The 21,005-nt window shown below is 69.7% G+C and carries 20 protein-coding genes; 6 read left to right on the top strand and 14 right to left on the bottom strand.

The features are described 5' to 3' along the window. Positions 1–249: 249 nt before the first annotated feature. The 3 genes from ACFW16_RS33105 to ACFW16_RS33095 all read right to left on the bottom strand — a co-directional run bounded on the left by ACFW16_RS33105 (position 250) and on the right by ACFW16_RS33095 (position 2,681). The gene (locus tag ACFW16_RS33105; RefSeq protein WP_380313333.1) at positions 250–1,410 is read right to left on the bottom strand and encodes a COG4280 domain-containing protein; all 1,161 of its coding nucleotides are present in this window, start codon (positions 1,408–1,410) and stop codon (positions 250–252) included. Further along, positions 1,407–2,300 (bottom strand): MurR/RpiR family transcriptional regulator, encoded by an 894-nt coding sequence (locus ACFW16_RS33100; protein ID WP_380313332.1) that lies wholly within the window; start codon positions 2,298–2,300, stop codon positions 1,407–1,409. The genes ACFW16_RS33105 and ACFW16_RS33100 overlap by 4 nt, the downstream gene beginning before the upstream one ends. A 141-nt stretch (positions 2,301–2,441) precedes the next feature. Further along, positions 2,442–2,681 (bottom strand): hypothetical protein, encoded by a 240-nt coding sequence (locus ACFW16_RS33095; RefSeq protein WP_380313331.1) that lies wholly within the window; start codon positions 2,679–2,681, stop codon positions 2,442–2,444. Between the two features lie 205 nt (positions 2,682–2,886). Here ACFW16_RS33095 and ACFW16_RS33090 point away from each other — a divergent pair, with 205 nt between their 5' ends. Then, a complete protein-coding gene (locus ACFW16_RS33090) occupies positions 2,887–3,564 on the top strand; it encodes a response regulator transcription factor (protein ID WP_380313330.1) in 678 nt (225 codons plus the stop codon). A 7-nt stretch (positions 3,565–3,571) separates the two neighbouring features. Then, complete coding sequence (locus ACFW16_RS33085; protein WP_380313329.1) at positions 3,572–4,924, top strand: sensor histidine kinase; 1,353 nt, start codon at positions 3,572–3,574, stop codon at positions 4,922–4,924. A 15-nt stretch (positions 4,925–4,939) separates the two neighbouring features. On the opposite strand, the gene ACFW16_RS33080 is transcribed toward ACFW16_RS33085, so the two are convergent. The 10 genes from ACFW16_RS33080 to ACFW16_RS33035 form a co-directional block, all read right to left on the bottom strand. Then, positions 4,940–5,770: a hypothetical protein gene (locus ACFW16_RS33080; RefSeq protein ID WP_380313328.1), complete on the bottom strand. Its 831-nt coding sequence runs from the start codon at positions 5,768–5,770 to the stop codon at positions 4,940–4,942. Then, positions 5,767–6,027, bottom strand: coding sequence for a hypothetical protein (locus tag ACFW16_RS33075; RefSeq protein WP_380313327.1), 261 nt, complete (start codon positions 6,025–6,027; stop codon positions 5,767–5,769). Before ACFW16_RS33075 ends, ACFW16_RS33080 begins: the two co-directional genes overlap by 4 nt. Before the next feature lie 848 nt (positions 6,028–6,875). Continuing rightward, positions 6,876–8,285 (bottom strand): amidase, encoded by a 1,410-nt coding sequence (locus ACFW16_RS33070; protein ID WP_380313326.1) that lies wholly within the window; start codon positions 8,283–8,285, stop codon positions 6,876–6,878. A gap of 11 nt (positions 8,286–8,296) precedes the next feature. Then, a complete protein-coding gene (locus tag ACFW16_RS33065) occupies positions 8,297–9,055 on the bottom strand; it encodes an SDR family NAD(P)-dependent oxidoreductase (RefSeq protein ID WP_380313325.1) in 759 nt (252 codons plus the stop codon). 10 nt (positions 9,056–9,065) lie between these two features. Further along, positions 9,066–9,818 carry an SDR family NAD(P)-dependent oxidoreductase gene (locus tag ACFW16_RS33060; protein ID WP_380313323.1) on the bottom strand — a complete coding sequence of 251 codons (753 nt, stop codon included), beginning with the start codon at positions 9,816–9,818 and terminating at the stop codon, positions 9,066–9,068. After that, on the bottom strand, positions 9,815–10,648 hold the full coding sequence (locus ACFW16_RS33055) for a polysaccharide deacetylase (protein WP_380313321.1): 834 nt from the start codon (positions 10,646–10,648) through the stop codon (positions 9,815–9,817). The genes ACFW16_RS33060 and ACFW16_RS33055 overlap by 4 nt, the downstream gene beginning before the upstream one ends. A gap of 10 nt (positions 10,649–10,658) precedes the next feature. Then, positions 10,659–11,456: an ABC transporter permease gene (locus tag ACFW16_RS33050; RefSeq protein WP_380313320.1), complete on the bottom strand. Its 798-nt coding sequence runs from the start codon at positions 11,454–11,456 to the stop codon at positions 10,659–10,661. Then, positions 11,453–12,304, bottom strand: a complete 852-nt coding sequence (locus ACFW16_RS33045) for an ABC transporter permease (protein ID WP_380313319.1) — start codon at positions 12,302–12,304, stop codon at positions 11,453–11,455. The genes ACFW16_RS33050 and ACFW16_RS33045 overlap by 4 nt, the downstream gene beginning before the upstream one ends. Beyond that, positions 12,301–13,383, bottom strand: a complete 1,083-nt coding sequence (locus tag ACFW16_RS33040) for an ABC transporter ATP-binding protein (RefSeq protein ID WP_380313318.1) — start codon at positions 13,381–13,383, stop codon at positions 12,301–12,303. The genes ACFW16_RS33045 and ACFW16_RS33040 overlap by 4 nt, the downstream gene beginning before the upstream one ends. 25 nt (positions 13,384–13,408) lie before the next feature. Beyond that, on the bottom strand, positions 13,409–14,431 hold the full coding sequence (locus ACFW16_RS33035; protein ID WP_380313317.1) for an ABC transporter substrate-binding protein: 1,023 nt from the start codon (positions 14,429–14,431) through the stop codon (positions 13,409–13,411). A gap of 215 nt (positions 14,432–14,646) precedes the next feature. Between ACFW16_RS33035 and ACFW16_RS33030 the strand changes: the two genes are divergently transcribed. Both ACFW16_RS33030 and ACFW16_RS33025 read left to right on the top strand, forming a co-directional pair. Further along, positions 14,647–15,192 (top strand): MarR family winged helix-turn-helix transcriptional regulator, encoded by a 546-nt coding sequence (locus ACFW16_RS33030; protein WP_380313316.1) that lies wholly within the window; start codon positions 14,647–14,649, stop codon positions 15,190–15,192. A 226-nt stretch (positions 15,193–15,418) separates the two neighbouring features. Then, on the top strand, positions 15,419–15,682 hold the full coding sequence (locus tag ACFW16_RS33025; RefSeq protein WP_380313315.1) for a hypothetical protein: 264 nt from the start codon (positions 15,419–15,421) through the stop codon (positions 15,680–15,682). Between the two features lie 235 nt (positions 15,683–15,917). On the opposite strand, the gene ACFW16_RS33020 is transcribed toward ACFW16_RS33025, so the two are convergent. Continuing rightward, positions 15,918–16,817, bottom strand: a complete 900-nt coding sequence (locus tag ACFW16_RS33020; protein ID WP_380313314.1) for a LysR family transcriptional regulator — start codon at positions 16,815–16,817, stop codon at positions 15,918–15,920. 132 nt (positions 16,818–16,949) lie between these two features. Between ACFW16_RS33020 and ACFW16_RS33015 the strand changes: the two genes are divergently transcribed. Together ACFW16_RS33015 and ACFW16_RS33010 are read left to right on the top strand one after the other, a co-directional pair. After that, entirely contained in the window at positions 16,950–19,214 is a 2,265-nt protein-coding gene (locus ACFW16_RS33015) for a hydroxymethylglutaryl-CoA lyase (RefSeq protein WP_380313313.1), read from the top strand. 91 nt (positions 19,215–19,305) lie between these two features. Beyond that, a complete protein-coding gene (locus ACFW16_RS33010; RefSeq protein ID WP_380313311.1) occupies positions 19,306–20,775 on the top strand; it encodes an MFS transporter in 1,470 nt (489 codons plus the stop codon). The last annotated feature ends 230 nt before the right edge of the window (positions 20,776–21,005 follow it).

The raw sequence follows: 21,005 nt of genomic DNA, 5'->3' as shown, positions 1-21,005 counted from the left end.
CGGGCTCGGCAGCCCATTCTGCATGGCGGCCGAGCCCGGGCACCTTTTTCTTGAGTAACATGGGCGCGCGGCATTCCAGGGATTCGTCCCGGCAGCCGAGCGGCGCCTGAGTCGTGGCCGGCGCATAGGCCGGTCGACCTCGTGAAGCGAGACGGCCAACCGCCAGGCGGCACGCAAACGCGGCATCGTTCCCGTCATTCCCGCCAAGGCCAACGAAAAGCAAAAGCCCGGCTTCTTCCCCACGACGCTCTACAAGGATCGTGCCCGCATCGAGCAGGCCGTCGGAAAGCTCAAGCGCTTCAAGCGCGTCGCCTTACGCTGCGAGAAGACGAAGCGAAACTTCGCATCCTTCGTCGCCCTCACCGCCGGCTCATCTTGCTCAAATCCGTCCACACGACCTAGTGAACAGGATCGCGCGCTCCGGCCGGTCTCGATCACCTCCCGCCATGGCGCTTCGCCCAGGCCGCCCGCCACAGGCTCTCGGCCAGGATCAGCAGGCAGCCGAGGAGGATCAGGAGGGCGCCGTCGATTGGCGGCAGCCCGGCCGAGCGGACCGCCGCGGCAACGGCGGCGATCAAAGCGATCGCCGCCAGCGCCAGGGCGCCGTCGTCGATGAACAGGCCGAGCACCTCGGCCAGCACGGCCCGGATCGCAGTCATGGCGCCATCTCCGGGCCGGTGCACCAGAGGGCGGTCGCAGCAGCCGGATTGCGGCGAAGGACACGGCCGCGACCAGCGCCAGGATGCCGAGCAGCGACAGGTCCGCGCCCGGCCAGTCGGCGCCCAGCCCCTCGCCGGTCCAGAACACGCCGAAGGAGGTCAGCAGCAGGCCGACGGTGAATTTCAGCGTGTTCTCCGGCACCCGCGACAGCGGCCGATGCACCGCCAGCCCGATCACCAGCACCAGCAGGCAAGCCGCGGTGGCGCCGAGGCTGGCATAACCGATCAGGCCACGCCCGGCGCCGACGGCGATGACGATGAAGACGACCTCGACGCCCTCCAGCAGCACCGCCTTGAACGCGGCGACGCCGGCCAGCCAGTCGGCCCGGCGCTCGGAGCTGCGGCGGCGTAGCTGGTCCGTCTCCGCTTCGAAGGTGCGCGCCTCGTCGCGCAGTGGGATCAGGCCAGACGCCCGCAAGATCGCCTTCCGCAGCCAGCGCAGGCCGAACAGGATCAGCAGCGTGCCGATGACGAATTGCAGCCCCTCGATCGGGACCAGCTCGAGCAGCGGTCCGAGCAGCAGGATCAGCACCGCCAGGACCGCGAGCGCCGCCGCCGTGCCGATGAAGGCCGGCCGCCAGCTCTGCGACAGGCCGACGGCCAGGATGATGGTAAAGGCTTCCACCACCTCGACGAAGGAGCCGAGGAAGGAGGCGGTGATGGTGGAAAGGATGGCGGTGGTGCTGATCATGGCGTCCGTTTCGACCCCCGTCTGAGCCAGAGCTTGTCGATCTCGCCGCGCAGGGCGCCAAGAGTCTCCAGGCCGGCCAGCGCGCGCTCGCGGTCGCGCGCGGCCAGGGCGACGACCAGCGCCTCGATCAGCAGCATGGTGCCGGCATGCATCGCCAGATGATCGGCCCGGCCGCGCGGCACCGGCAGGATCTCGGCGACGCGGTCGCGCATGAGGGGGCCGAGGCTGTCGCTGACCAGCAGCACCGGAACCCGGTGCCGCTCGGCGACGTCCAGCGTCACGGCCACCTCGCGGTAGACTGGCGCGTAGGCGATCAGGATCAGCGCGTCGCCCTCGGCGACCCGCAGCAGGCGGTCGGCAAGGCCGATGCCGCTCTCGGCCAGCGCCTCGCTCGGCAGCCCGATGCGGCTGAGCTGCAGCGCGGCATATTCGGCCAGGCTGCCGGACGGCCCGATGCCGAAGACATGGCGGCGCCGGGCGGCGGACAAGATCTCGACCGCATGCGCGAAGGGCCGCTGGAACTCCGGCCGGGCCAGGGCCTCCGTGGCCTCGCGGTGGATCGACAGCACGTGCTGCAGCGCGCCGGCCGCATCCTCGCCCGCGGCATCGAGGGTGCGGCGCATGCGGCTACCCGGCGTCGTCGCCCCGGTCAGGTCGGCCAGCAGCGCCTCGCGCAGCTGCGCCAGCCCCTCGAAGCCGAGCGACCGCGCCGTCCGCACCACCGTCGCGTCGCTGGTGCCGGCCCGGGCCGCGATCTCGGCGGCGGAGGACAGCAGCACCGCCTCCTTCTCCGCGACCAGGAAGCGAGCGACCCGCTGCTCCGCCGGCGACAGCCGGCCGATGGCCGCCTCGACGCGCTGTTCGACTGGGATGGGGGCGAAGTCCGACACGGTCACGGCTGGACAGGACAATGTTACAACTGCTACAGAAACTCATACAAGAAGCAGATGCTACAGAAAAGCGTCGGAGGTGCGACCTGATGCGCCTGCAGTGGATCCGCCATTCAGGCAGCGGCCTTGGCCGCCATCCCTTCAGACGTCATCGCGGCGTGCGGCGGACAGGATCGATTTGAGATGGTCGACGATGCGGGAGGCGTTCGTCGGCCGGTCGCCGTCGGCCTCGCCAGGTGTATCCCTCGCATGGCCCAGGCGGTCCGACTCGTACCACCCGTCCGGCGCGTCGGCCGCTCCGGATCCGTCAAGCGGATCATCGTTCTTAGGGTGCACGATGGACAGCTTCGGCCCGGAAATCGGCTTGTTCTCGCCGGACATCGCTAACCTCTGAGGCAAATGCCAAAACAAACTTTTGAGGAGTCCGTATATAGGGCAATCAAGTCACGACATGAACTCTGCCAGAAGAGATAACGGATTTTTAATGTTGGCCGCAATTCGTTGGCATATGATTTGCTCGTCCTGAAGATATATTAACTAGCGAGATGGCGCTTTGGATGCGAGTGGTAAGAATTGAGCGGTTGCGATGAGGATCCTGCTGATTGAGGACGACGCGGACACCGCCGCGTATGTCGCCGACGGCCTGATGGCCAACGGCCATGTGGTCGAAGCGGTGGATGAAGGGCCGCGCGGCTTCCTGGCCGCCGCCAGCGGCGCATTCGACATCCTGGTGGTCGATCGAATGGTGCCGAAGCTCGACGGCCTCGCCTTGGTCCGGCGCCTTCGCGCCGCCGAGGTCGACACGCCGGTCCTGTTCCTGACAGCTCTGGGCGAGATGGAGGACCGGGTCGCCGGCCTGGAGGCGGGCGGCGACGACTACCTGCCGAAGCCATTCGCCCTTCCGGAGCTGCTGGCCCGCATCGAGGCGCTGGGCCGCCGCGCCCGCCAGGGCACTGCGGAGACGATGCTGTGCTGCGCCGAGCTGGAGATGGACCTGCTGCGCCGGTCGGTCACCCGGTCTGGTCATCGGATCGAGCTGCAGCCTCGCGAGTTCCAGCTGCTGGAGTACCTGCTGCGCAACGCCGGCCATGTGGTGACCAAGACCATGCTGCTGGAGAATGTCTGGCACCTGCGCTTCGACCCGAACACCAATGTCGTCGAGGCGCATATGAGCCGGCTGCGCAGCAAGCTGCACCGGCCTTCCTCGGGCGAGCTGATCACCACGGTCCGCGGCGCGGGCTACCGTCTTGGTCCGCCGGCCTAGCCCACCAATGCGGGCTCGGATCCTCCGAACCACCAGCTTCCGCCTGACGGCCCTGTACACGGTGGTGTTCGGGATGTCGGTCGCGGTGATCCTCGGCATCCTCTACTGGGCGACCGAGGGCTACACCGAGCGCCAGTTCGACAACACGCTGACGACTGCCATCACCGCGCTGACCGAGGATTACCCGCACGATTCGCCCGAAGAGATCGCCAGCGACATAGACCAGAGCCTGAAGCAGGATCCGCTCGGTCCGGGCTTCTACCTGTTTCAGGACCGCGGCGGTGGGCGCCTGGCCGGCAACCTGCCGGCGATGACGCCGGTACCGGGGCTGCTGGACCTGACCTTCCCCGGCGGCGGCCAGGACGGCGCCGAGCTGCGGCTGCGCGGCGTCGGCAAGATCCTGGCCGACGGCTCGTTCATCCTGGTGGCCGCCGACCGGGCGCCGATCGACGAGCTGCGGGAGCTTTGGTTGCGTGGCCTCGGCTGGGGGCTGCTGGCCACGGCCGTGCTGGGCGTCGGCGGCGGGCTCTTGGTCAGCGCCGGCGTGCTGCGTCGAGTCGATGCCATCAACCGCATCTGCCTGAAGATCATGGAGGGAGATCTGAGCCAGCGCCTGCCGGGGCGGGGCACGGATGACGAGTTCGACCGGCTGACCGGCATCGTCAACGCCATGCTGGACCGGATCGAGGCGCTGATGGAAGGGTTGCGGCAGGTGTCGACCGACATCGCGCACGACCTGCGAACCCCGCTCGGCCGCCTGCGGCAGCGGCTGGAGGGGGCCCTGCTGCGGTCGGGCACGGCCGCCGACTACGAGCGGTCGGTGGAGCGGGCCATCGTCGAGGCCGATCGCCTGCTCGGCATCTTCAACTCCCTGCTGCGCATCGCCCAGGTCGAGGCCGGCAGCCGGCGCCGGGGTTTCGCCCGCGTCGATCTGAGCGCCCTGGTCGGCACCGTCGCCGAGGTCTTCCAGGCGTCGGTGGAGGAGCAGGATCGGGTCATGCGGTGCCGGATCGAACCCGATCTGATGGTAACCGGCGACGCGGATCTGCTGTCCCAGCTGGCCGCGAACCTGATCGAGAACGCCCTGCGTCACACCCCGGCGGGAACGGGCATCGACGTCGCCCTGTCGCGCCGGCCGGACGATCGGGTCGAGCTTCTGGTGGCCGATCGCGGTCCCGGCATCCCGGCGGAAGACCGGGAGCGGGTGTTCCGGCGCTTTTACCGCCTGGAGCAGAGCCGCCACACGCCGGGCAATGGCCTCGGCCTGAGCCTGGTCGCAGCAACGGCGCAGCTGCATCGCGGCGAGGTCTCGCTCGGCGACAACCGTCCCGGGCTGAGGGTCTCGGTGCTGCTGCCGTAGCCGCGACGGCTGGCATTACGAGTCGCCGTCCGCCACTGCGGGCACGCGGCTCCGGGCCAGCGTCATGTACACGACGATCGCGATGATGCAGCCCAGGAACGCCAGCGAGGTGGTCGTCGTGCCGAAGCCCAGCCCGCCATACTCGGTCGGCTGCGACAGCAGGTCCCCGGCGGACGCGCCCAGCGGCCGGGTGAAGATGTAGGCCAGCCAGAAGGCCAGAATGCCGTTCATCTCGAGCCCGTAATGGGCGAATGCGATGATGCCGATCACCGCGGCGAAGAAGATACCGGTCACGATGTAGCCGAGATCGAAGGCCTCGGACACGAGGTCGCCCGCCGCCGTGCCGAAGGCGAAGGTGAGCAGGATGGCCAGCCAGTAGAAGACTTCCCGCCGCGTGGTGACGATCGTATGGATCGACAGGGTGCCTTCGCAGGTGAACCAAGCGGCGAAGACGACGATCAGCGCGAGGCCGAAGATCGCTGTCGTCGCCTCGAGGGTGACGCCGAGATTGTCGACCAGGTTGTCGCTGACCAGGGTCCCGACGATGCTGATCATCACCACGGCGAGCCAGTAGGCCCACGGCACATAGCGCTTCTGCGCGAACTGGACGGCGAGGGTAGCCACGAGGATCGCGCTCATGATCAGAGAGGTGGCGGAGAGGCCCAGCCCGAGGTTCACGGCCAGGTAGTCCGCCGCGGTCTCGCCCATCGTTACCGCCATCAGCTTGATCAGCCAGAAGTCAACCGTGACGCCGGGGACCCGGTTCGGGGGCGTAAGTCGGTTTGATCCGTCCACACCTTTCGGCAAGACCGGCACCGTCGCCCGAGGCTGCAGGTGCGCGGTCATTTGCCGAGGATCTTCAGAGCCTGGGCGAAGAAGTCGTCGGCGCGCTTGTCATCGTCGGCGGTGCACCGTTCGATGCCCTTGGCCTGCAGATCAGCGACCGCGGCCTTGTCGGCGTCGTTCGGCGTCGCGGTCGCCAGCGCGGCCCTGAGCTGCTTCAGCATGTCCTCGCAGGGGACCGGCGCGGCGCGGGCCGGGACGACAAGGGCGGCTGCGGCCGCGAGCAGGCAGCCGGCGGCACTGGTGAGACGGATCGTCATGCTGTGAATCTCCGGGAAGCTAGGCGATTGCGCCTGGACAGGGACCGCCGGACGACCCGCATCTGGTGCTCGCGTCCGGTGGTGCCATTGCACTGGAACGGCAGTTATCGCATTCTTGCCGCGACTGTACGGTTTTGTAATCGGCGACGTGGTGTAGGCCCTACGACTGGCTCGAAGCGCCTCGCGTTTGATGTCCGATACTGCGGTCCAGGCGCAATGGCCGGATATGGCGCGCCCCTGCCGGGCTGGGCCAATCGGGTGACGCACCCTATCCGTCGCCAAGCACTCGGTAGCAGGCCACTCTGACCACGCTCCGAAGCTTGGAGCAGAACGGTTCTGCCTCCGGTCCTTCAACCCACATCAACCGCAATGGGCCACCGTTGCCCGCGCCGGCGGGCCGAGATCTCCTCAGATGGAACATCCACAGCTGAATGTGACTTTATGCCTGCGAGCGCACGTGTCCGACAACCGGCGCTCAGCGTCGTCCCGGCTGTGTACCAGGTAGTGGATCGCAGTCGGGGCGACGTCTCGTGCTGGCACACCGAAACTGAGCTCGATTGGCTGGGAAGGGCCAAGAAGCCGGTGGCCCGGACGATGTCCGGTTTCGGGATGCCGCGGCAATGGCCGGAAATGGCGGATATCGTTGAAAAAGTCGGTGCGCAATTTTCGCGCGCAACAAAGAGCCCATAAGCGGATGGCCGGCGCGCCAAAAGATGCAGGATGGCGACCGGATCGGCAGGAAACTTGCTCGAATTTGTGCTCCAAGTAGTCGTTGGGGACTTTTTCAACGATATCGGCGCCCTCCAGTCTGTCTGAGGCTGGCATGAACCTGTCCATGTTTGGATGGGTCAGCGCACCGGCTCGAAGGAGGGGCCCGGAAAGCCCAATGCGGTCTCGAGCCGAGCCGCCACGTCCAGGAGATACGCCTCCTCATGCCAGCGGCCGACGAGTTGCAGGCCGATCGGAAGCCTCTCCGGTGTCAGGCCGCAGGGAAGCGACAGGGCCGGATGGCCGGTCAGGTTGAACGGGAAGGTGTAGGGATACCAGGCGCCACGGATCGTCCCCGCGTCCCGGCCGGCGATCTCGACCCGGCCGAGCGGATCGAGCCCGACCGGCAGGGCCGGCGCGGACAGCGTCGGCGACGCGATCAGGTCGAAGCGCGCCAGAGTCTCCTGGATCTTGGCGAAACAGGCGCTGCGGGCGAATTGGGCCTCGTGCAGGTCGACGGCAGTGCAGCCCCGGCCCGCCTCGATGGTCGCGAGCAGCGTCGGGTCGAGCTTTTCGGGCGACCGCGCGGCGGGGCCGCCGAGGCGGGCCAGCAGCAGCGATCGCAGCAGCACCAGGAAGTGCGGCTCCAGCGAGACGAGGTCGAGCTCGATCGGCTCGACCTCCATGCCGAGGGCCACGGCCTGCCGCATGGCGGCGACGACGGCCACTTCGACCGCGGGGTCGAGGATCGCGCCGCAGCGCAGAAGCAGGGCGATCCGCGGACGCTCGCCGTCCCGCAGCGCGCGGCGGGGAAGGGAGCCTGTCTGGCCATAAGGATCGCGCCGGTCCGGGCCGGCAATCGCCTCGAATAGCAGCCGCGTGCCGGCGGCGTCGCGCGCCATCGGGCCGACATAGGAGTTGGCGCCGAACAGGTCGGGCGCCTGCAGGTTCGGGATGGCGCCGAGCGTCGCCTTGAGCCCGACGACGCCGCAGCAGGCGGCCGGGATGCGGATCGACCCGCCGCCGTCGGAGCCGAGCGCGATCGGCCCCATGCCGGTGGCCACGGCCACCGCGGCGCCGCCGCTGGAGCCGCCGCAGGTGTGGCCGGCGCTCCAGGGATTGAGCGTCCGTCCGAAGAACGGGCCTTCGGTGAAGGGCTTGTGGCCGAATTCCGGCGTCGTCGTCTTGCCGATCAGGATGGCGCCCGCCGCCCGCGCCCGGGCGACGGCGACCGCATCGGTCGCGGGCACGGTGTCGGCGAACAGGGCGCAGCCCTGGGTGGTGGCGACGCCTTCGGTGCTGGTCAGGTCTTTGACCGTGAACGGCACGCCGTGCAGCGGCCCCAGCGCCGCACCGGCCGTCACCGCCGCCTCCGCTCGGCTGGCTTCGGCCCGGGCGCGGTCGGCGCACAGCGCCATCATCGCGTTCAGGTCCCGGCGCGCCTCGATCCGCGCCAGCGCGGCCTCCACCGCCTCGACCGGCGAGACCGACCGGCTGCGGATCGCGGCGGCCAGGGCGGTGGCGGACAGATCGGCGATGGCGGTGCTCATGGCGTCGTCCCTCAGACCATCCAGCGGCCGCCGTCGATCAGCAGCGTCTGGCCGGTGATGTAGCGGGCGTCCCCACTGGCCAGGAAGGCGACCGTACCGGCCACGTCCTCGGGCTCGGCGATGAAACCGGCGGGCGTCGTCGCCTTGATCCGCTCGATCACGGCTGGCGTCAGCCGGTCATGCGCCCGGGTCCGGATCGCGCCGGGCGCGACGGCGTTGACGGTGACGCCATGCGGCGCCAGTTCCCGGGCCAGCGATCGGGTGAAGCCGACGACTCCCATCTTGGCGGCGGCATAGTCGGTCAGCCCGGCATCGCCGACGAAGGCGGCGTCGCTGGCCATGTTGACGATCCGGCCGCCTCGCTGCCGCATGGCGGGCACAACCAGCCGCGACATCCGCATCGCGGTCAGCAGCGAGACCTCGAGCACGAAGCGCCAGACATCCTCCTCGGACTCATGGAAGGGGGCGGCGCGTTCCCGGCCGCTCTGGCCGACATTGTTGAACAGGATGTCGACCGGGCCGAAGGCGGCCACGGCGCGGTCGTGGAATTCGGCCAGGACCGCCGCATCCGTGCAATCGCCGACCATGGTGACCAGGGCGCCGGCAGGCGCTTTGGCGGCGATCTCCGCCAACCCATCGGCCTCGCGGTCGATCAGCGCGACGCGCGCGCCTTCGGCCAGGAAGCGACGGGCGGTGGCGGCGCCGATGCCGTGGGCGGCGCCGGTGATCACGACGGCCTTGCCGCTGAAGCGCCTGCTGGCTGCGGTCATCGCCCGGCCCTCAATGGAAGGTGCGGCCGCCGTCCACGGCGATGGCCGTGCCGGTGACGTAGGAGGATTCGGCGCTGGTCAGCCACAGGATCGCGGCGGCGATCTCCTCCGGGGAGGCGATGCGGCGCAGCGCGTAGCGGGCCCGCACCGCCTCATAGGCGGCCTGCGGGTCCGGGGCCGCGTCGATGCCGGAGCGGAACAGGTCGGTCTCGACCGCGCCCGGGCATACCGTGTTGACCCGGATGCCGAAGGCCGCGGCCTCCATCGCCAGGGCCTTGGACGCCATCTGCAGCCCGGCCTTGGAGGCGCAATAGGCCATTCGGTGCTGCAGGGGCGACAGCCCGGCGCCGGAGGAGACATTGACGATGGTGCCGCCGCCGGCGGCGCGCAGATGCGGGAAGGCGGCGCGCGCCACCAGCATCGGCCCGGTCAGGTTGACGGCCAGGACGCGGTTCCACTGCGCCGGCTCCATCGTCTCGATATCGGCGACCAGGTCGATCCCGGCCGCGCTGACGACGCCGTCGAGTCCGCCGAGGGCTTCGGCGCAGGCCGCCACCCCGGCCGCGACCGAGTCCGGGTCGGACACGTCGCCGGCGATCGCGGGCAGGGCGGCCTCGCCGGGCAGCGCCGCCAGCGCGGTCTCGTCCCGGTCGAAGACGGCCACGGCAGCGCCTTCGGCCAGGAAGCGCCGGACGCTGGCCAGCCCGATCCCCTTGGCCCCGCCCGCGACCAGGATGCGCCGGCCGGCCAGCGCCCCGCTCATGCCGCCGCCCCGGCGCGGGCGCGCTCCAGTCCCGGGCGCATGTCGTCGACCATCTCGTCGCAGCGCCCGATCCAGACCTTGGGGTGGCTCAGCGCGTGCTCGATCAGCCCTTCCAGCGCCTTGATGCGCGAGGGCTGGCCGATCATCTCGGGATGCATGCCGACCATCATCATGCGGTCTTCGGCATAGAGCACGTCGAACTCGCCCTTCCAGGCCTCCAGCAGGGCCGAGGGGGCCTGCATCGTCCGGCCGGGCAGCACGATCGAGTATTGGAAGAATGGCGCGTCGTCGAGCACCCAGCGGAAGGGCAGCTCGACGATCTTGGTCGGCTTGCCCTCGACCTCGTGCAGATAGGGGGAATCGTCGTCGAAGAAGTTCGACGAATAGTCGAAGCCGTATTCGACCAGCATCGGCATGGTGATCGGGCTGATCTCGGCCGCGGGCGAGCGCCAGCCGCGCGGGGCCTGGCCACTGACCCGCCTGATCGACTGGAAGGCGCGCTCCATCTCCTCCCGCTCCTGCTCGGGCGTGAGGTTCAGGATCCAGGTGTGGCTGTAGCTGTGATGCGCTAGCTCGTGCCCGCGCCGCAGAATCTCCTCCATCAGCCCCTCGCGCTGGTCGATCATCAGCCCGGGGACGAAGAAGGTCGCCTTGATGCCGTAACGGTCGAGCAGGTCGAGCACGCGGCCGGTGCCGACCTTCCAGCCATAGGCGCCCTGCGACATCAGGATCGGGCGGGCGGCATAGGCCGGGTCGCGGCCGGTCCACATCGTCTCGGCGTCGAGGTCGAAGGTCAGGAACAGCGGGAAGCCCCGGCTGGTCAGCGGCATGGTGGGTCCTCTAGACGAAGCGGTGGAAGCCGGCGCGGCGCTCGGCGATGAGAAGGACGATCCCGGTGGCCAGGATCAGCAGGGTCGAGACGGCGGCGACGCTGGGGTCGACGCCCATCTCGACCGAAGAGAAGATCAGCACCGGCAGCGTCGTCTGGTCGGCGCGGATCAGGAAGATCGTCACCGGCACGTTGTCGAGCGAGGTGATGAAGGCGAACAGCGCGCCCGCCACCAGCCCCGGCCGGATCAGCGGCAGGGTGACCAGGCGGAAGGCCTCGAAGCCGGTGGCGCCGAGCACCCGCGCCGCCTCCTCGACCGCGACATCCAGTCCCGATAGGCTGGCCAGCGCCGCGCGCACGACATAGGGCACGGTGATGACGACGTGGGCCAGCAGCAGCCCAACCAAGCTGCCGCGCAACCCGGTCAGGCTGTAGTACTGCAGCAGCGCCACGCCGATCACGACGGCTGGCAGGATCAGCGGCGCCATCAGGAACGAGGTGATCGCCCCGGCCCCGGGCACAGCCTTGTGGAACAGCGCATAGGCGGCAGCGACGCCGAGCACCAACGAGATCGCGGTCGAGCCGCAGGCCAGGAACAGGCTCATGCGGATTGCCGACAGATAGGTCGGGTCGCTCAGCACCTTGCCGAACCAGGCCAGCGTCAGCCCCTGCGGCGGGATGGTCAGGTAGGAGGTGGTGCTGAAGGCGGCCAGCACCACGACGATCACCGGCAGCTGCAGGAAGGCGATGACGGCCAGCGCCGCCGCGGTCAGGCCGAAGCCGGGGCGGGTGTCCTCCGCGGCACTCATGCGGCGCCTGCCCAGCGCCGGGCCAGCCGGCCCGACAGCCAGATCACGCCGATCGCCATGATCGTCAGGGTGAAGGACAGGGCCGAGCCGGTCGGCCAGTCCAGCAGCTGCAGGAACTCGTCATAGATCAGGGTCGCCATGACCTTGTAGGTCGGGCCGCCCAGCATCAGCGGCGTCACCAGCGCGCTGATGGTCAGGACGAAGACCAGGATCGACCCCGCCAGGATGCCGGGCGCGGACAGCGGCAGCGTCACGGCGGTGAAGACATGCAGGCGGCTGGAGCCGAGCGTGGCCGCCGCCGCCTCGACGTCGCGCGGCACGTTGCGGATCGCCGCGACCAGCATCAGCACCATGAAGGGCAGGTAGATGTGGGTCATGCCGATCAGCAGCCCGGTCAGGTTGAACATCAGCTTGAGCGGGGCGCTGATCAGGCCCAGCTGCATCAGCAGGTTGTTGAGCAGCCCGTGATTGGCCAAGAGCGCGATCCAGCCGAAGGAGCGCACCACCAGGTTCAGCAGCATGGGGAAGACGACCAGCAGGATCAGCGTCACGCGCCAGCGCTGCGGCCCGCGGGCGATCAGGTAGGCGAGGGGATAGCCCAGCACCAGGCAGGCCAGGGTCACGGCCAGCCCGAGGCCGAGCGTGCGCCCCAGCACCTCGCGGAAATAGCCGTCGGTCGCGATCTGGGTGTAGTTGGCCAGCGTCCACACCCCAGGCGTCAGCCCCGCGGCCGGCACGTATTCGCGGAAGCTGGTCGGCAGCATCATCAGCACCGGCACCAGGAAGACGCCGGCGAGCACCAGGGCCAGCGGCGCGATCAGCAGCAGGCCGTGGCGGGTCCGGATCATGTCCCGGCCCCGTCCGGCGCCATCGCGAAGACCGCGGTCGGGTCGATGCCCAGGCCGACCGGGGTGCCCGGGGCCAGCGCGGCGTCCGGCCCGCTCGACGGCGCCTCGGCGACGAGCTCGATATCGCCGGCCAGCTTGACGACATATTGCAGCCGGGCGCCGCTGAAGGAGCGCAGCGCCACCGTGCCGGGCAGCGCCCCCGCCGCACCGGCATCGCGATGCAGGCGGATCGCCTCCTGCCGGATGATGATGTCGACCGGGGCCCCCTCCGGCGCGTCGACCTGGGCGGCGGGCAGCACCAGCCCGCCCGGCAGGCGCAGGCGGCCGCCGGCACCGTCGCGCGCGGCCACCGTGCCCGCCAGCCGGTTCGGCCGGCCGATGAAGCGGGCGATGAAGCCGGTGGCCGGGCGGTGATAGATGTCCTCCGGCGTCGCGAATTGCTGCATTACGCCCTTGGCCATCACCCCGACGCGGTCCGACATCGACAGGGCCTCGCCCTGGTCGTGGGTGACGAACAGCGTGGTGATGCCGAGCTGGCGCTGCAGGCGCTTCAGCTCGATCTGCATTTCGTCGCGCAGCTGGGCGTCGAGATTGGACAGCGGCTCGTCGAGCAGCAGCACGCGCGGATGCGGGGCCAGCGCCCGGGCGATGGCGACCCGCTGCTGCTGGCCGCCGGACAGCTGCCGCGGATACCGGTCGCCATAGGCCTCGAGCCGGACCAGCGCCAGCGCCTCCCGCACCCGGCGCTCCAGCTCCGCGCCCGCCACCTTGCGCCGGCGCAGGCCGAAGGCGACGTTCTCGAACACGGTGAGGTGCGGGAACAGCGCGTAGGACTGGAACACCAGGCCGAGCCCGCGCTTGTTCGGCGGCAGCCGGGTCACGTCCTCCTCGCCGATCAGCAGCCGGCCGCGGCTCGGCTCCAAGAGCCCGGCGACCATGCGCAGGATCGTCGTCTTGCCGCAGCCCGACGGGCCGAGGAGGGAGACGAACTCCCCCTCCGCTATCGTCAGCGACACGTCGCGGACGACGTCGAGGCCGCCATAGGATTTGCCGAGCCGGTCGAAGACCAGGGCATTCATCGGACGCCGCCCTCTGTCCGCGCGGTCAGCGCGCCACCTCGCGCTGCCAGCGGCGGGTCCAGACCGGAAGGTTCTTGGCGATCACGTCCGGGTCGATGAACCAGGTGTTCGCCAGCGTGTCGCCATAGGGCACGAGCTTCTGCAGCTTCTCCGGCAACGTGACCTTGCTGTTCACCGAGCCGATATAGGCCCGTTCCGAGAAGCATTGCTGGCCCTCGGCCGACAGCACCTGGTCGACGAATTTGAGCGCCAGGTCGCGCTTCTTCGTGCCCTTCGGGATCATCACCGCCGGGAGGATGCCGACCGCGCCCTCCTTCGGATAGGCGACGGCGAGCGACAGGCCCTTGTCCATGGCCACGCCGGCGCGGTCCGGATACCACGGCGCGATCGCGATCTCGCCGCGCTCGAACAGCGACAGAAGCTGGTCGGCCTGGGTGTAGAGCACGGCGGATCCCTCGGCGAGCGGCTTGATCGCCTCGATGCCGGGGTCGACGTTGTCGAGCGTGCCGCCCTTGAGCTTGTTCAGCGCCAGGAAGAACTGCAGGCCGGAGGTGCCGCTGATGTCGCCGATGGCGTATTTGCCGGCATATTGCGGGTCGAAGAGGTCGAGCCACGAGGTCGGCGGCGTCTGCACCAGCTTCGGGTTGTAGACGAGTGCCGTGGCGCTCACCATCGCCACCACATAGCTGTCGTCCTTGCCCCAGGCGCTGGGGATGACATCGGCTGCATTGGCCAGCTTGCTGCGGTCGATGGTCTCGGCCATCCCCTCGCCATGCATCTGCGCGGCGAGCGAGTTGTCGATGAACACCACATCCATGTCCGGCGCGCCGGCGGTGGCGCGGATGGCGGCGGCGAATTGGGACGAATTGCCGAGCTTGAGAGACACCGTGGCGCCGGTCGCCTTCTCGAAGGCCGCGACGTGGCAGGCCTTGACGTTGTCAGCGAACGACCCGCCGAAGGCGCCGACGACCAGATCCTCTGCCCGGGCGGAAAGTCCGCTGCCCGCCACCATGATGGCGGCCAAGGCAAGGCGGCGCAGATACGGCATGGTTGCATCTCCCCGTTTGTCCGGTGCGGCCGGCCGCTGTTCGCGGCTCTGCGGTGGTCGCGGCAGGGTCTTGCCCGTCCGACCGGGCGAACCATGGCATGGTCGATTTTGTCTTTCAAGAAAGATAAGTGAAAGATAATTTGCCAAATCAATGCACCTCCGGCGATCCGCGGGCATGCTTGTCCCGGTTGTTGGAGCCAGTCAGGGAGAACGGCATGGGCGGCAATGCCCTGAGACAGAAGGGCAGGCGCGAACCGGCGGCGTTGTGGCAGAACGACCGGGTCGGCGCCGGGATGCAGCGCTGGTGCCGGGAGTTCCCGGAGATCGACTGCTCCGGCAAGGCGGTGGTCGGGCGCCTCCTGCATCTGCACGAGGTCCTGCTCGCCGCGGTCAACCGCACACTGGCGAAGCACCGGCTGAAATATCCGGCCTATGCGGTGCTCGCGACCCTGCGGGTAGAGGGGGCGCCGTACCGGATGTCGCCCAAGGCCCTGCTGGATACGTTGATCCTGACCTCGGGCGGCCTGTCCAACCTGCTGCGCCGGCTGGAGAGGGCGGGCCATATCCGGCGCATGGCCGACGAGATCGACGGGCGCGGCGTCATCGTCGAGCTGACCGAGGCGGGGCGGCGGCTGGTGGAACCGGCGATGCGAGACCATGCCGAGACCGAGCGCAGGCTCGTCAGCATGCTGTCGTCGGACGAGCAGGGCGTCGTCGCCGAGATGCTGGGGCGCATGATGCTGGGCGGCCGAATATCCTAGCGAGGAGAGACACAGGCTGCCGACCCGCTGCATCCCTGAGACTTTCGCGCGACCGCCAGCGCCGTCACCTGGCGTCAGATGGTCTCTGTTTTCGAGGTCTGATCGGAGCGGCCGCTTTCCGGAATCAGGTGCTATGGTCGGTTATGGCGCGCTGCGGTCCGCCCAGTGGTATGCTCAAGCTGTGGTGGCCGCACACGCGGTCAGGCCAATTCGGCGGAGCATCGGCTTGCGGAAGATCCTTCACACGTTCGCGATCCCGGGCCGAGGGACAGGCGTGATCGTGGACCGTCGGACCGACCATCCACCGAAGCAGGTGCTCCTTGCCAGGATTTGCCGGCCGGACGGCTCATGGCTGGAGGCGTCCGCGACCAGGGAGCATACGCAATTCCGCGGTGACGACGACGAGGCCGCCGATCGGGACACCTTCTTCCTGCGCGGCGTCGCTCAGAAGGACGTACCTGCGAGGAGCTCGCTCGAGATGATCACGTAGTGGCTCGCTTGGGGTGCTTGGCGCTCGACTCCTGCAATTCGGCGTATGTCCGCTCTCGAGAGCTGAGCTCTGTGTCCGCTTGTGGCACGCTTCAGCCGAACGATGCTGGCAGAAAGCCGTGCCGAGATGAGATCCACTGTGAAGGAAGTGTCTCTGACCCTTCCGCCATTGGTGATGCGGCTGTCATGGGCGGCTGGCGACTCTCTCACCTTTCAGAGGGGCTCTACGCCATGCTTTACCGGGCGTGCAGCAAATGATCATGCAGCAGCCTGACGGGAGCCGACAATGTCCCGGTGGGACGGGATATGAGGCGGAGGCGGCGGGTTGCCCAGGGGGCGTCGAGCGGGACTCCCGCCAGCCTCAGCGCCTCGGCATAGGGCTCGATCATGCCGTCCGGCATGATGGTGACCGCGTGGCCCGCGGCGACCAGGCGGCGCGCCGCATCCATCGAGCTCACATGGTGCCGGATGTTGGGACTCCGCCCGAGCTGCTGCGCCGCCTCGGCCAGGAGCAGCGAAAGGGCCCCGGCCTCCAGCACCTCGACCAGCGGATGGTCCAGGACCTGATTGAACCGGACGGCCCGGCGACGGGCGAGGGGATGACCCGCCGACACCACCGCGAGCAGCCGGTCCTCGCGCCAGGGCTGCGCCTCCAGCCCTGCCGGAACGCGGAGGTTGGTGGTCACGATGCCGAGATCGGCCCGGCCCTCGAGCAGGTCCTGCAGCACGGGCAGGCTGGTGGTCTCGCGCAGGTCGATGCGGATTGCGGGATGTGTCGCGGCGAAGGTAGCCAGCACCTCCGCCAGGTCGTGCCCGCCGATCGCCGAGGCGGTGGCGAGCAGGCGGACGGTCCCGGATCCGCCCGCGGCGAAGGCGTCCATCTCCTCCGCCAGCCGGGCCTCGGCGTCGAGCAGGGCACCGGCGTGGCGGGCGAAGACCTCGCCGGCCGCGGTCGGCACCACGCCGCGCGCATGCCGATCGAGCAGCGGCACACGGTTGTCCGCTTCCAGCATCTGGACCCGCTTGGCGGCGGCGGAATTGGCGATGCCGCAGCGCTCGGCCGCTTTGGCGATGCTGCCGAGCTCGAGCGCGGTCAGGAAGATCCGCAGCGTGGTCCAGTCCGGCGGCGTCCGCATCTCCAGCCCTTCATCGGTCCCGGAGCACCATAAGCGTCCGCCACTCGCGGACGCTACCCCCGTGCATGAGCGATTCTCGTCCTCGTCCGGCGGAGCTATCCCGGATTCAGGGAGACGACAGGCAGGACCGCCATGAAGAGCGACGCCCAGGCACGTCCGGTCACGATCCGGGACGTCGGCCCGCGCGACGGGCTGCAGATGGCCAAGGCCGTGATGCCGACCACCGCCAAGCTGGCCTGGATCGACGCCATGGTCGCCGCCGGCGTCACGGAGCTGGAGGCCGCGAGCTTCGTCCCGCCCACGGCCCTGCCGCAGATGGCCGACGCGGCCGAGGTGGTGCGCACGGTCCGCGCCCGGCATCCGCGCGTCCGGGTCGTGGCGCTGGCGCCCAATCTCCGCGGAGCGCGGGACGGGGCCGCAGCCGGGGCGCAGTCGATCATCATCCCCGTCTCCGCCAGCGAGGCGCACTGCCGGGCCAATGTCCGGCGCAGCCGCGATGAGCAGGTGGCCGAGCTCGGCCGTATCGTCGCCTTCGCCCGCAGCCTGGGCCCGGATGTGCCGCGGATCGAGGCCGGCATCTCCACCGCCTTCGGCTGCTCGCTGCAGGGGCGGGTCCCGGAGGACGAGGTCGTGGCGCTGGCGGCGGCGCTGGCCGAGACCGGCGCCGATATCGTCGCCCTGGCCGACACGCTCGGCTACGCCACGCCGTCCCATATCCGGCGTCTGGTCCGGGCGGTGCGGGCCGAGATTGGCGCCGACCGCTTCGGGAACCTGCATCTGCACGACACGCTCGGCGCCGCGCTGGCCAACGCCATGGCCGCGCTGGAGGAGGGCGTGCGCGGCTTCGACGCCGCGCTGGGCGGCCTCGGCGGCTGCCCCTTCGCCCCCGGATCGGTCGGCAATGTCGCGACCGAGGACCTGGTCCATCTGCTCGAATCCGAGGGCTTCGACACCGGGATCGACCTCGAGGCCCTGATCGCCGCCCGCGCGGTCCTGGCGGCCGGCCTGCCCTCCGAACCGCTGCACGGCCGCGTCGCCGCCGCGGGCGTGCCGCGGACCTATCGCCCGGCCGCGTCCCGCGACCGGGCCGCCCGAGGCACCGCCATGGGAGATGCCCGCCAGATGCCGACCGCCGCAGCAACGCCCGCCGGCCTGCCCCTCGCCGGCATCCGGGTGATCGAGTTCAGCCACATGGTGATGGGGCCGAGCTGCGGCATGGTGCTGGCCGATCTCGGCGCCGATGTGATCAAGGTCGAGCCGGCGCCGGCGGGCGACAACACCCGCCGGCTGACCGGCCCCGCCATCGGCTTCTTCCCGGCCTTCAACCGCAACAAGCGCAGCCTCTGCGTCGACCTCAAGCGCCCGGCTGGCCTCGCCCTGGTCCGGCGGCTGATCGCCGGGGCCGATGTGGTGGTCGAGAACTTCCGTCCCGGCGCCATGGACAGGCTCGGGCTGGGCGCTGAGGCCATGACCGCGCTCAACCCCCGCCTAGTCTACTGCTCCTGCAAGGGCTTCCTGCCCGGGCCCTACGAGCATCGCGCGGCGCTGGACGAGGTGGTGCAGATGATGGGCGGGCTGGCCTATATGACCGGCCCGCCGGGCCGGCCGCTGCGCGCCGGCGCTTCGGTCAACGACATCATGGGCGGGCTGTTCGGCGCCGTGGCCGTGCTCGCCGCCCTGCGTCGGCGCGACGCCACCGGGCAGGGCGGCGTGGTCCAGTCCGGCCTGTTCGAGACCAACATGGTGCTGGTCGCCCAGCACATGGCGCGGGCGGCGATCGAGGGCCAGGACCCGGAGCCCTTCGGCGCCCCCGAACTGAAGAAGCCCTGGCCGCTCTACGACGTCTTCGACACCGCCGACCCCGGGCAGCAGGTCTTCGTCGGCGTGGTCACCGAGACGCAGTGGCGGGCCTTCTGCGAAGCCTTCGGCCTGACCGATCTGCTCGCCGACCCGGGCCTCGCTCGGATGGCCGATCTGGCGGCGGCCCGGCCTCGCATTCTGGCCCGGGTCGCGGGGCTGTTCCGCACCCTGTCGAAGGCCGAGCTGATGGCCCGTTGCGAGATGCTGGGCCTGCCCTTCGCGCCGATCGCTCGGCCTGCCGAGTTGCTCGACGATCCGCATCTGCACGCCTCGGGCGGGCTGCTGCCGATCGACATGAATCGAACCCGGCCGGAAGGGGAGGGCGCTTCCGCGCTCGCCACGGCAGGGCTTCCGGCCCTGCCGATCACGCTGCCCGCCGGCCGTCCGGGACTGACCCGCCAGCCGCCGTTTCCCGGCGAGCACGGCCTCGCCGTCGCCCGCGAGGCAGGGCTGGAGGAGGCGGAGATCCGCCGGCTGATCGAAGACGGCGTCCTGACCATACCGGCGACCGCCGGCACGGAGGCCGAGACCGTGTGAGACGGCGCGGCCGAGCCGGCGGGCGACACCCGCCGCGCATCACGGCCCACGGGGCGGGAACAGTCCCGGGGCGATCGAGAGGAGGAGACGCATGATCAGCATCACGACCTTTGAGGTCGGGACGGTCGCCGGCAGCCCGGCCGCCGCCCGATCGGCCCTCGACGCCGGGACGATCTCGGCGCGGCTCGACCGCCTGCCGACCACCCGCTCGGTCTGGCGCCTGGTCGCGCTGCTCAGCCTCGGCCTGTTCTTCGAGCTCTACGACCTGATGCTGTCCGGCTACGTCATGCCGGGCCTGGTGAAGGGCGGCATCCTCAGCGCCGAGTCCGTCTCGCTGTCGCAGGCGACCTCGGTCGAATCCTTCTTCACGCTGCTGTTCTCGGGCCGGGCGAGCTTCGTCGCGGCGCTGTTCTCCGGCCTGTTCCTCGGCACCATCGCCTGTGGTTTCCTGGCCGACCGCTTTGGCCGCCGGGCGATCTTCACCTACGCCCTGATCTGGTATTCGGCCGCGACGGTGGTGATGGCGTTCCAGACCACCGCCTTCGGCGTCAATCTCTGGCGCTTCATTGCCGGGCTCGGCATCGGCGTCGAGATCGTCACCATTGGCACCTATCTGACCGAGCTGGTGCCGAAGCATCTGCGCGGCCGCGCCTCCGCCTTCTCCCAGGCGGTCGGCTTCGCCGCGGTGCCGGCGGTCGCCCTGATCTCCTATGGGCTGGTGCCGGCCCAGCCCCTCGGCGTCGACGGCTGGCGCTGGGTGGTCCTGCTCGGCGCGGTCGGCGCGATCGCGGTCTGGTGGATCCGCCGCGGCCTGCCCGAGAGCCCGCGCTGGCTGGCGATGAAGGGGCGGCTGGCAGAGGCCGATGCCGTCCTCTCCGCGCTCGAGGCCCGGGTCCGCGCCGAGAGCGGCCGCGATCTGCCCGAGCCCGCGGCGGCGGAGCCGGTCTCCGGCGAGCACCGCTTCGGCGACATCTTCTCGCCGCCCTACCGCCGGCGGACGATGATGATGATCGTCTTCCACGTGTTCCAGACCGTCGCCTATTACGGCTTCGCCAGCTGGGTGCCGTCGCTGCTGATCAAGCAGGGCATCACGGTCACGACCAGCCTGCTCTACACCAGCATCATCGCCCTCGCGGCGCCGGTCGGCCCGCTGTTCGGGCTCCTGATCGGCGACCGGTTCGAGCGCAAGCACATCATCGTCGCGATGGCCGGCACCGTGGTCGTGGCGGGGTTGCTGTTCTCCCAGGCCGGCAGCGCGCCGGCGATCCTGGCGGCGGGGATCGCCCTGACCCTGGCCGGCAACACCATCTCCTACATTTACCATGCCTATCAGGCGGAGCTGTTCCCGACGCGCATCCGGGCCCGGGCGGTCGGCTTCGTCTATTCCTGGAGCCGGTTCTCGGCGATCTTCACCGCCTTCGTCATCGAGTATCTGATAAATCATGTCGGCGTGACCGGCGTTTTCGCCTTCACCTCGGCCAGCATGGCCGCGGTGATGGTCGCGATCGGTCTGTTCGGGCCGCGCACCCGCGACGTCGCGCTCGAACGGCTCTCACAATAAGCAACGATGTGAAAAAGGGTGACGCCGGCTCCGCTTGGGAGGCCTTCCGCGGAGCCGGCCAACGGAGATGGGTTAATGGCTGCCGGCTCAGTGGGTGTCCGCTCTTGGAGTGCCGTCGCTGTGTCCGCAAAGAGCGTACGCGTGATGTGGAGGCCGCCTGCCGTCGGAGGAGAGGAGGCTCCAGGATGGTGTCCACCATCAGCGTTGGTGGACACCATGGTGGAGTGGAG

This window comes from Inquilinus sp. NPDC058860 (assembly GCF_042743185.1).
Lineage (GTDB): Bacteria > Pseudomonadota > Alphaproteobacteria > DSM-16000 > Inquilinaceae > Inquilinus.
Note: the sequence above shows the minus strand (reverse complement) of the source record. Positions and strands in the feature narration are given on the sequence as shown.

Coding starts and splice junctions, on each gene's coding strand:
- ACFW16_RS33105 (WP_380313333.1), bottom strand. CDS start 1,410: ATGATCAGCACCACCGCCATCCTTTCCACCATCACCGCCTCCTTCCTC.
- ACFW16_RS33095 (WP_380313331.1), bottom strand. CDS start 2,681: ATGTCCGGCGAGAACAAGCCGATTTCCGGGCCGAAGCTGTCCATCGTG.
- ACFW16_RS33090 (WP_380313330.1), top strand. CDS start 2,887: ATGAGGATCCTGCTGATTGAGGACGACGCGGACACCGCCGCGTATGTC.
- ACFW16_RS33085 (WP_380313329.1), top strand. CDS start 3,572: ATGCGGGCTCGGATCCTCCGAACCACCAGCTTCCGCCTGACGGCCCTG.
- ACFW16_RS33080 (WP_380313328.1), bottom strand. CDS start 5,770: ATGACCGCGCACCTGCAGCCTCGGGCGACGGTGCCGGTCTTGCCGAAA.
- ACFW16_RS33075 (WP_380313327.1), bottom strand. CDS start 6,027: ATGACGATCCGTCTCACCAGTGCCGCCGGCTGCCTGCTCGCGGCCGCA.
- ACFW16_RS33070 (WP_380313326.1), bottom strand. CDS start 8,285: ATGAGCACCGCCATCGCCGATCTGTCCGCCACCGCCCTGGCCGCCGCG.
- ACFW16_RS33065 (WP_380313325.1), bottom strand. CDS start 9,055: ATGACCGCAGCCAGCAGGCGCTTCAGCGGCAAGGCCGTCGTGATCACC.
- ACFW16_RS33060 (WP_380313323.1), bottom strand. CDS start 9,818: ATGAGCGGGGCGCTGGCCGGCCGGCGCATCCTGGTCGCGGGCGGGGCC.
- ACFW16_RS33055 (WP_380313321.1), bottom strand. CDS start 10,648: ATGCCGCTGACCAGCCGGGGCTTCCCGCTGTTCCTGACCTTCGACCTC.
- ACFW16_RS33050 (WP_380313320.1), bottom strand. CDS start 11,456: ATGAGTGCCGCGGAGGACACCCGCCCCGGCTTCGGCCTGACCGCGGCG.
- ACFW16_RS33045 (WP_380313319.1), bottom strand. CDS start 12,304: ATGATCCGGACCCGCCACGGCCTGCTGCTGATCGCGCCGCTGGCCCTG.
- ACFW16_RS33040 (WP_380313318.1), bottom strand. CDS start 13,383: ATGAATGCCCTGGTCTTCGACCGGCTCGGCAAATCCTATGGCGGCCTC.
- ACFW16_RS33035 (WP_380313317.1), bottom strand. CDS start 14,431: ATGCCGTATCTGCGCCGCCTTGCCTTGGCCGCCATCATGGTGGCGGGC.
- ACFW16_RS33030 (WP_380313316.1), top strand. CDS start 14,647: ATGGGCGGCAATGCCCTGAGACAGAAGGGCAGGCGCGAACCGGCGGCG.
- ACFW16_RS33020 (WP_380313314.1), bottom strand. CDS start 16,817: ATGCGGACGCCGCCGGACTGGACCACGCTGCGGATCTTCCTGACCGCG.
- ACFW16_RS33015 (WP_380313313.1), top strand. CDS start 16,950: ATGAAGAGCGACGCCCAGGCACGTCCGGTCACGATCCGGGACGTCGGC.
- ACFW16_RS33010 (WP_380313311.1), top strand. CDS start 19,306: ATGATCAGCATCACGACCTTTGAGGTCGGGACGGTCGCCGGCAGCCCG.